Origin of the sequence: Tardiphaga sp., assembly GCF_028290495.1 — a bacterium.
Taxonomy (GTDB): Bacteria; Pseudomonadota; Alphaproteobacteria; order Rhizobiales; family Xanthobacteraceae; genus Tardiphaga.
Genome location: NZ_JAQGJT010000002.1, coordinates 1 through 4610, shown reverse-complemented (window position 1 = coordinate 4610; position 4610 = coordinate 1). Strand labels below are relative to the sequence as shown.

At 65.2% G+C, this 4610-nt stretch carries 5 protein-coding genes; 4 read left to right on the top strand and 1 reads right to left on the bottom strand.

Going from position 1 to position 4610, the window contains the following annotated elements:
* Window positions 1-668 (bottom strand): MBL fold metallo-hydrolase (locus tag JWQ24_RS00065; protein WP_299802898.1); only part of this gene is annotated, 668 nt, incomplete at its 3' end.
* Between the two features lie 371 nt (window positions 669-1039).
* Between JWQ24_RS00065 and ffh the strand changes: the two genes are divergently transcribed.
* The 4 genes from ffh to trmD all read left to right on the top strand — a co-directional run bounded on the left by ffh (window position 1040) and on the right by trmD (window position 4471).
* Complete coding sequence (gene ffh, locus JWQ24_RS00060) at window positions 1040-2554, top strand: signal recognition particle protein (RefSeq protein WP_299802896.1); 1515 nt, start codon at window positions 1040-1042, stop codon at window positions 2552-2554.
* 48 nt (window positions 2555-2602) lie between these two features.
* The gene (gene rpsP, locus JWQ24_RS00055; protein ID WP_299802894.1) at window positions 2603-2986 is read left to right on the top strand and encodes a 30S ribosomal protein S16; all 384 of its coding nucleotides are present in this window, start codon (window positions 2603-2605) and stop codon (window positions 2984-2986) included.
* Between the two features lie 64 nt (window positions 2987-3050).
* Window positions 3051-3581 carry a ribosome maturation factor RimM gene (rimM, locus tag JWQ24_RS00050; protein WP_299802892.1) on the top strand — a complete coding sequence of 177 codons (531 nt, stop codon included), beginning with the start codon at window positions 3051-3053 and terminating at the stop codon, window positions 3579-3581.
* 125 nt (window positions 3582-3706) lie between these two features.
* Entirely contained in the window at window positions 3707-4471 is a 765-nt protein-coding gene (gene trmD / locus JWQ24_RS00045; RefSeq protein WP_299802890.1) for a tRNA (guanosine(37)-N1)-methyltransferase TrmD, read from the top strand.
* Window positions 4472-4610 lie beyond the last annotated feature (139 nt).

Genomic DNA, 4610 nt, shown 5'->3' with positions numbered 1-4610 from the left:
CGCGCCGACCAGTGCCGGGTCGGCACCAGCGTCACCGCGACGCCGCCTCCGAGCTCGACGCGGTCGTGCCAGTCGAAGCCCTCGGCCTTGATCGCGTCATCGGTGCTGCGCATGGTGACATCGTTGCCAAGCGGCGTGATCACCCTTGGGGCGAATTTCGCCGCGAGTTTCGACAGTGTCGCGACATCGAGATGGTCGTAATGGCCGTGCGACACCAGCGCGACGTCGATTCTGGGCAGCGCGTCGAATGCAATGCCGGGGTCGTTGTGGCGTTTCGGTCCGGCAAAACTGAGCGGCGAGGCGCGCGCCGACCATACCGGATCGACCAGGATGTTCAGCCCGGCGGTCTGGATCAGCCAGCTGGCGTGGCCGACAAAGGACAGCCGCACCTTGCCGCCATCGACGCTCGGCGGCGGCGTGTCGGAGGTCGGGTTCGGTGTCCATTCCGGCCAGTCCGCGCGCTTTCGGTCGCCGCCGAACTGCCAGCGCAGCACTTCGAGCAGCGATTTCGGCGGCACCCCGTCGGGGTCGAAAAATTGCGTGCCGTCGAAATGATCGGACACCGGGCCGGCATAGGTTTTCATCAGGGTCATCCAGAGCGACGGCATGCCGATGGCGGCGGCGGTGCCAGCCAATACTCCGAGAATACGACGGCGGGTGACGTTCATGGCCCCGATTGGCCCGAAAACGCCGGGATCGGCAAGGGGGTACCCCGCTGGGCGCGGTTCACGAAACCGCCATTTTCCCGGGACTTTTCTTGACTTTCAGGGCTCAGGGGGGTTTAACCCCGCAATCCTCGGAAAGACGTTCTTTTCGACCCGCCGCCCGGCCCTTGAGGCCGGAGGCCAACGCCCGACAGCGCGATGCGCCCTCGGGCGTAAAAGTGTTTGGTTTGTTGGCATCACCCGCCCCGGTGCGAAATTGCGCACTGGGGCGGGTGATCCAGTATCCCAGAGCGTCTCGATTGAGCCGCGAAGCCTCGGAATACTGGACCGCGCCTCGCGGTATGACGGCAGCAAGTGGACGAAGGACTACGGAATTGTTCGACAATCTGTCGGAAAAGCTTGGTGGCATACTCGATCGGCTGACGGGGCGGGGATCCCTCTCCGAAGCCGACGTCGACGCCGCGATGCGCGAAGTGCGCCGCGCGTTGCTCGAGGCGGATGTCTCGCTCGACGTGGTCCGCAGCTTCACCGATCGCGTGCGCGAACAGGCCGTCGGCGCCACGGTGGTGAAGTCGGTCACGCCAGGTCAAATGGTGGTGAAGATCGTCCATGACGAGCTGATCGCCACGCTCGGCTCCGACGGCCAGACCATCGACCTCAACGCGGTGCCGCCGGTCGCGATCATGATGGTTGGCCTGCAAGGCTCCGGCAAAACCACCACCACCGCAAAGCTCGCCCGCCGCCTAACCCAGCGCGACAAGCGCAAGGTGTTGATGGCCTCGCTCGACATCTACCGGCCGGCGGCGATGGAGCAGCTCGCGGTGCTCGGCCGCGATCTCGATATCCAGACCCTGCCGATCGTCACGGGGCAGAAGCCGGCGCAGATCGCAAAACGCGCGCTGGAGGCTGCCAAACTCGGCGGCTACGACGTGGTATTGCTCGACACCGCCGGCCGCACCACGCTCGACGAAGAGATGATGTCGGAAGCCGCCGAAATCAAAACCGCGGCCAATCCGCATGAAGTGCTGCTGGTGGCGGACTCGCTGACCGGCCAGGACGCGGTCAATCTGGCGCGCGCGTTCGATCTGCGCGTCGGCCTCACCGGCATCGTGCTGACACGTGTGGACGGCGATGGCCGCGGCGGCGCCGCTCTGTCCATGCGCGCCGTCACCGGCAAACCGATCAAGCTGATCGGCACCGGCGAAAAGACCGACGCGCTGGAAGACTTTCACCCCAGCCGCATCGCCGGCCGCATCCTCGGCATGGGCGACGTCGTCTCGCTGGTCGAGAAGGCCGCGGCGCATATCGACGCCGAGAAGGCCGCGCGCACCGCCGAGCGCATGCGCAAGGGCCAGTTCGACCTCTCGGACATGCGCGAACAGCTGATCCAGATGTCCAACATGGGCGGCATCAGCGGGTTGATGGGCATGATGCCCGGCATCGCCAAGATGAAGAATCAGATCGCCTCGGCGAATCTCGACGACAAGGTGCTGAAGCGTCAGGTCGCGGTGATCGATTCGATGACCCGGCAGGAGCGCAAGAATCCCGACATCCTCAAGGCCAGCCGCAAGAAGCGCATCGCCGCCGGCGCCGGCCTCAAGGTCGAGGAAGTCAACAAGGTACTGAAGATGCATCGCAACATGGCCGACATGATGAAGGCCATGGGGCAGGGCAAACGCGGGCCGATGGCCGGCATCGCGCAGGCCATGGGCTTTGGCGGCGGCGGCATGCCGTCACCGGAGCAGATGAAGGCGCTCGCCGAAAAAATGCCGCAAGGCGCGCCGGGCCAGATGCCTGCGCTGCCGAAAGAATTCCCGGGTCTTTCAGGACTCGGAAAACCGACACTGCCAGGTCTTGGTGGTTTTCCCGGCTTCGGGAAGAAGAAATAACACTCGATCATTCACTCCCATTCAAACGAACACTTTAAGGAGAACTCCATGTCAGTCGTCATCCGCCTCGCTCGCGCAGGCACCAAGAAGCGCCCCGTTTATCACGTCGTCGTCGCCGACTCGCGCTTCCCCCGCGACGGCCGCTTCATCGAGCGTCTCGGCCATTTCAATCCGCTGCTCGCCAAGGACAACGAGCTGCGCCTGAAGCTCGACATGGAGAAGGTCAAGGTCTGGCTCGCCAAGGGCGCGCAGCCCTCGGATCGCGTGTCGCGTTTCCTTGATGCTGCCGGCGTTGCCAAGCGCGAAACCCGCAGCAACCCCGAGAAGGCCGTGCCGCGCAAGGAGCGCAAGGTCATCGCGGAAGCCAAGGCCGCTGAAGCTGCCGCCGCCAAGTCGGCTGCCGCTGCCGCCGCGAAGGCGAAGAAGGTTTGATGAACGCAGTCTCATTCCGGGCGCTGTGCGGCTCGCGTCGCGCGCCCCGGCGTGAGGCGCGCTCATGACCACATCGCAAATCTGTGTGGCGCGCATCGGCGCGCCACACGGCATCCGAGGCGCTGTCAAGCTGTGGACCTTCACCGAGGATCCACTCGCGGTGATGGACTACGGCCCGCTCAAGACCAAGGACGGCGGTCGCACGCTTGAAGTGGCGACCGCGCGCGAGGCCAACGGCCATCTGGTCGCGACCCTCACCGGCGTCACCAGCCGCGAGGACGCCGAGCGCCTTAACGGCGTCGAACTCTACATCCCTCGCGACCGTCTGCCGGACACCGAGGACGGCGAGTACTACCATGCCGATCTGATTGGCCTCGCCGCGGTGGACGCTGCAGGTGCTGCGATCGGCCGCGTTCTCGCGATCCATAATTTCGGCGCCGGCGACATCATCGAAATCGCTCCGCCCGAAGGCAACACGCTGTTGCTGCCCTTCACCAACGCGGTCGTGCCGATCGTCGATCTGAAGGCTGGCCGCGTGGTGATCGAGTTGCCCGCGGAGATCGAGGGCGATTCGCCTGATCAGGCGGACGGCTAGCAGCTAACTTAAGCGATAACGTTTGCGATCTCCCTCCCGGCAAGGGGAGGGAAAGAAAGCGCAGCGTCCGGGGAACGTGGCCCCATCCGGTTTGACGCTCTCTTCCAGACGCGCGATGGAAGGCGATGACTTCTGATCCGAAAATCTGGCGCGCGACCGTGCTGACGCTGTTTCCCGAGATGTTTCCCGGGCCGCTCGGCATCAGCCTCGCGGGCCGCGCGCTGGCCTCCGGGCTATGGGCGCTGGAAGCCCGCGATATCCGCGCCTCCGCCACCGATCGCCACCGCAGCGTCGATGACACCCCGGCCGGCGGAGGGCCGGGCATGGTGCTGCGTGCCGACGTGCTGGCCGCGGCGATCGATGCCGCTGACGCACAGGGACGTCCAGAGACGCTGCCAAGGCTCGTCATGAGCCCACGGGGCCGTCCGCTGACCCAGGCGCGGGTAGCGGAGCTCGCCGCCGGGCCAGGCGCCCTGATCGTCTGCGGCCGCTTTGAGGGCATCGACCAGCGCGTCATCGACGCCCGCCAACTCGAGGAGGTCTCGATCGGTGATTACGTGCTGTCCGGCGGCGAGATTGCGGCGATGACGCTGATCGACGCCTGCGTGAGGCTGTTGCCCGGCGTAATGGGCAAGCTGTCCTCCGGTACCGACGAGAGTTTCTCCGACGGGCTGCTGGAATACCCGCAATACACCCGCCCGCAATCGTTCGAGGAGCGCCAGATCCCCGATATCCTGTTGTCCGGCGACCACGCCAAGGTCGCCGCCTGGCGTAAGACCGAGGCGGAAACGCTGACGAAAAGCCGCCGGCCCGACCTGTGGGCAGTCCGTCCGGTCGCCCCGGAAACGGCTAAAAAACGAAAGCGTCCGAAAAACACGACGGATGGGTGACAACGCGTTCCTTATGCCGTATAGGGACGCCAAATCCGTGCAATGGCAGGATAGATGGACGTGTGCGCAGCCCGCGCCGATGTCTGGGCGCGCCGCCGATGGAGATTTCGATGAACCTGATTCAGACGCTCGAAAAAGA